This window comes from Sinomonas sp. B1-1 (genome assembly GCF_050474465.1).
GTDB lineage: Bacteria > Actinomycetota > Actinomycetes > Actinomycetales > Micrococcaceae > Sinomonas > Sinomonas flava.
The window spans coordinates 1-3,459 of record NZ_JBCHVF010000025.1 but is presented as its reverse complement, the minus strand read 5'-3'; the positions used below and the strand labels follow the sequence as shown (position 1 = coordinate 3,459).

Here is a 3,459-nt window from a genome sequence, read left to right as displayed (position 1 = left end):
GACCAACGAACAGCCGCCCTTGCACCATGGCTCGAGCACTACAACACTGAACGCTGTCACAGCGCACTCGGAGGCAAACCCCCGATCAGCCGGCTGGCACCAACCTGATGGCCGGGTACACCTAGCCCGTCGCGAGCCAGGACTCGAGCGCGCGCAGGCTCGCCCGCACCGCGTCGGCGGAGACACGCTCGTCGTCCTTGTGCGCGAGCAGGGCGTCTCCGGGCCCGAAGTTCACCGCCGGCACGCCGAGGTCGGAGAACCGCGCCACGTCCGTCCAGCCGTACTTCGGCTTCGGCTCCTGCCCCACCGCGGCGACGAACGCCGCGGCGGCGGGATGCGTGAGGCCGGGCCGCGCGCCGGACGCGCCGTCGGTGCGCACAACGTCGAACCCCTCAAGGAGTGCGCGCACGTGCGCCTCCGCCTCGTCGATGCTCTTGTCGGGCGCGAAGCGGTAGTTGACGGTGACGGTGCAGCGGTCCGGGATGACGTTCCCCGCGGTCCCCCCGGCGATCCCGACGGCGTTGAGGCTCTCCCGGTAGTCGAGCCCGTCAACCGTCACGGTCGCGGGCTCGTACGCCGCGAGCCGGGCGAGGATCGGGGCCGCCGCGTGGATCGCGTTCCTCCCCATCCAGGCCCGGGCGGAGTGGGCCGCCTCCCCCACCGTGGTGGCCTCGACCCGGAGGGTGCCGTTGCAGCCGCCCTCCACGGTGCCGTCCGTCGGCTCGAGCAGGATCGCGAAGTCTCCCGCCAGCAGCTCCGGGCTGTTGCGGGCCAGCCTGCCGAGGCCGCTCTTGGCGGCCTCCACCTCCTCGTGGTCATAGAAGACGAAGGTGACGTCCCGCGCGGGAGCCGGCGCGGCGGCGTCGTGCGCGTTGCGTGGGAACAGGCGCTCGGCGAGCGCGAGCTGGACGGCGACGCCGCCCTTCATGTCGGTCGCGCCCCGGCCCCAGAGAAGGCCCTCCCCCGGCACGCCGTCCCACGAGGACGGCACGGTGCCGCGGGCGCCCCCTGCCGAGGGCAGGGGAACCGTGTCGAGGTGGCCGGCGAGGATCACGCGCTCGCTGCGTCCGAGGGCAGACCGGGCCACCACCGCGTCGCCGTCGCGCGTCACCTCGAGCGACGTCTGCGCGCGCAGCGCCGCCTCGACTGCGTCCGCGATCGCGGCCTCCTGGCCCGAGACGCTCGGGATGTCGAGCAGCGCGGCCGTGAGCATGGCGACGTCCTGCGAGAGGTCAAGGGTCAGGGGTGCGGCGGAGGTCACCCGCCCAGCATAGTTCGAAGGCCCCTGCGGGCCGCCGATAGACTGGGGAGCATGACTGAGACCCCTGCCGCATCCCGCGCTGCCCACGGCTTCGGCCTCGCCACGATCCACACCTCTCCCGCCGCCGACGGTGCCGCGGGAGAGGCCACCGTCCTGGACGTCTGGTTCCCCGCGCCGACGCTGGGCGCGGCGACGGAGCACCTCTCCGACGACGCGGTGGTGGACGCGGCCCCGGCCGAGCTCGTCGAGGCCGCCGAGAACGGCGACGACGCCGACCGCGGCACCCAGACGAAGGTCGTCTTCGTCCAGATCGACCTCGATCAGGCCCCGGCGGACACGGCGGACGCGTACCTGCGCCTCCACCTCCTCTCGCACCGCCTCGTGCAGCCCAACACGGTCAACCTCGACGGGCTGTTCGGCAAGCTCCCCAACGTCGCCTGGACCAACTTCGGCCCCTGCCACCCGGTGGGCTTCGAGGCGACGCGCGCGAAGCTCCGCCGCCGCGGCGCCGTGACCGTCTACGGCGTGGACAAGTTCCCGCGCATGGTCGACTACGTCGTCCCCGCGGGCGTGCGGATCGCCGACGCCGACCGTGTGCGCCTCGGCGCACACCTCGCCGAGGGCACCACCGTGATGCACGAGGGCTTCGTGAACTTCAACGCCGGCACGCTCGGCGCCTCGATGGTCGAGGGCCGCATCTCAGCGGGCGTGGTCGTCGGCGACGGCACCGACGTGGGCGGCGGCGCGTCGATTATGGGCACCCTCTCGGGCGGCGGCAAGGAGCGGATCGCTCTCGGCGAGCGCGTCCTGCTGGGCGCGAACTCGGGCGTGGGGATCTCGATCGGCGACGACTCGGTAGTCGAGGCGGGGCTGTACGTCACCGCCGGCACCCGGGTGCGCATCAGCGGCTTCAAGGACGCCTTCGGCGAGAACGCCGAGAAGGTCGTCAAGGCGATCGAGCTCTCCGGCCAGCCGAATCTGCTCTTCCGGCGCAACTCCACCAACGGCCAGGTCGAGGTGCTGCCCCGCAGCGGCCAGACCGTCGAGCTCAACGAGGCGCTGCACGCCAACTGACGCTCCCGCGGCCACGCGCACGACGCCGCCCACTCGCCACGGCGGGCACGCGGCGTCGCGCGCGGGGTCGACGCGGGCACCCGCGTCCCGCCCGGCCCTGCCCGGCCGGCACTCTGACCCCGATCCCGATCACGACCTCAAGGAGCACCCCGGATGGCCCTCGCCCGCAGAGTGCGGCGCGCCCTCACCGTCCTTGTCGCGCTCGCCCTCGTCGGAGTGGGCGTGTACATCGCGGCGGTGGTGTTCAACAGGAGCGATACCCCGGTGGTCGAAGGCTGCACCGCCCTCCTCGGGGACGCGAAGCAGTCTCTCGCGACCGACCAGGCGGCCAACGCGTCGCTGATCTCGGCGATCGCCGTCCGCCGCGGACTGCCGCCGCGAGCGGCCACCATCGCGCTCGCGACGGCCATGCAGGAGTCCAAGCTCCGCAACATCAACTACGGCGACGGCGCCGGGCCCGACTCCCGCGGCCTGTTCCAGCAGCGCCCCTCGCAGGGGTGGGGCACCGAGGCGCAGATCATGGACGCGGTGTATTCGACGAACGCGTTCTACGACGGGCTCGTGAAGATCCCCGGCTACGAGACGCTGCCGATCACCGATGCCGCACAGAAGGTCCAGCGCTCGGGCTTCCCGCAGGCCTACGCCCAGCACGAGGACATGGGGCGGGCCTTCGCCTCCGCACTGACCGGGAACTCCCAGGCCTCCCTCACGTGCACCCTGCGCAAGCCCGACGCCCCGGGCGACCCCAAGACCCTGCGCTCCGAGCTCACCGCGGCGTACGGCGCCACGGAGGCGAGCACGGCCGGCCGCTCCGTGAGCATCCCAGCTGACGGCACCCGCGCCTGGTCGATCGCGCAGTGGGCGGTCGCGAACGCCAAGGAGCTCGCAGTGGTCCGGGTCGACGTCGCCGGGCACTCGTGGATCCGTGACGGGAACCGCGGCTGGACCGAGTCCTCCGCGCCCGGGGGCGTCGTGACGATCCAGCTGGCCGAGGCGCCCTAGGAGACCGCTGAAGAATTGGGGGCGGCGAGGCGTGCCCTGCGTGGTTCGGGCCGCGGGTGGTTAAGACTGGGTTCATGCAGGGTCGCGATGACGGGCAGCGTGAGTTGTTGGATGTGGAGGCG

4 protein-coding genes are annotated in these 3,459 nt (G+C 72.7%); 3 read left to right on the top strand and 1 reads right to left on the bottom strand.

Annotated elements, in window-relative coordinates; genetic code table 11:
* Positions 1–108: integrase core domain-containing protein (locus ACQ5BE_RS18900; protein ID WP_430297527.1), on the top strand; the 108-nt coding region annotated here is incomplete at its 5' end.
* 13 nt (positions 109–121) lie between these two features.
* Here the strand turns inward: ACQ5BE_RS18900 and dapE are convergent.
* The gene (dapE, locus tag ACQ5BE_RS18895; protein WP_430298487.1) at positions 122–1,261 is read right to left on the bottom strand and encodes a succinyl-diaminopimelate desuccinylase; all 1,140 of its coding nucleotides are present in this window, start codon (positions 1,259–1,261) and stop codon (positions 122–124) included.
* Positions 1,262–1,312: 51 nt separating this feature from the next.
* On the opposite strand from dapE, the gene dapD reads away from it, so the two are divergent.
* Entirely contained in the window at positions 1,313–2,335 is a 1,023-nt protein-coding gene (dapD, locus tag ACQ5BE_RS18890) for a 2,3,4,5-tetrahydropyridine-2,6-dicarboxylate N-succinyltransferase (protein WP_430298486.1), read from the top strand.
* 153 nt (positions 2,336–2,488) lie between these two features.
* The gene (locus tag ACQ5BE_RS18885) at positions 2,489–3,337 is read left to right on the top strand and encodes a hypothetical protein (protein WP_430298485.1); all 849 of its coding nucleotides are present in this window, start codon (positions 2,489–2,491) and stop codon (positions 3,335–3,337) included.
* The last annotated feature ends 122 nt before the right edge of the window (positions 3,338–3,459 follow it).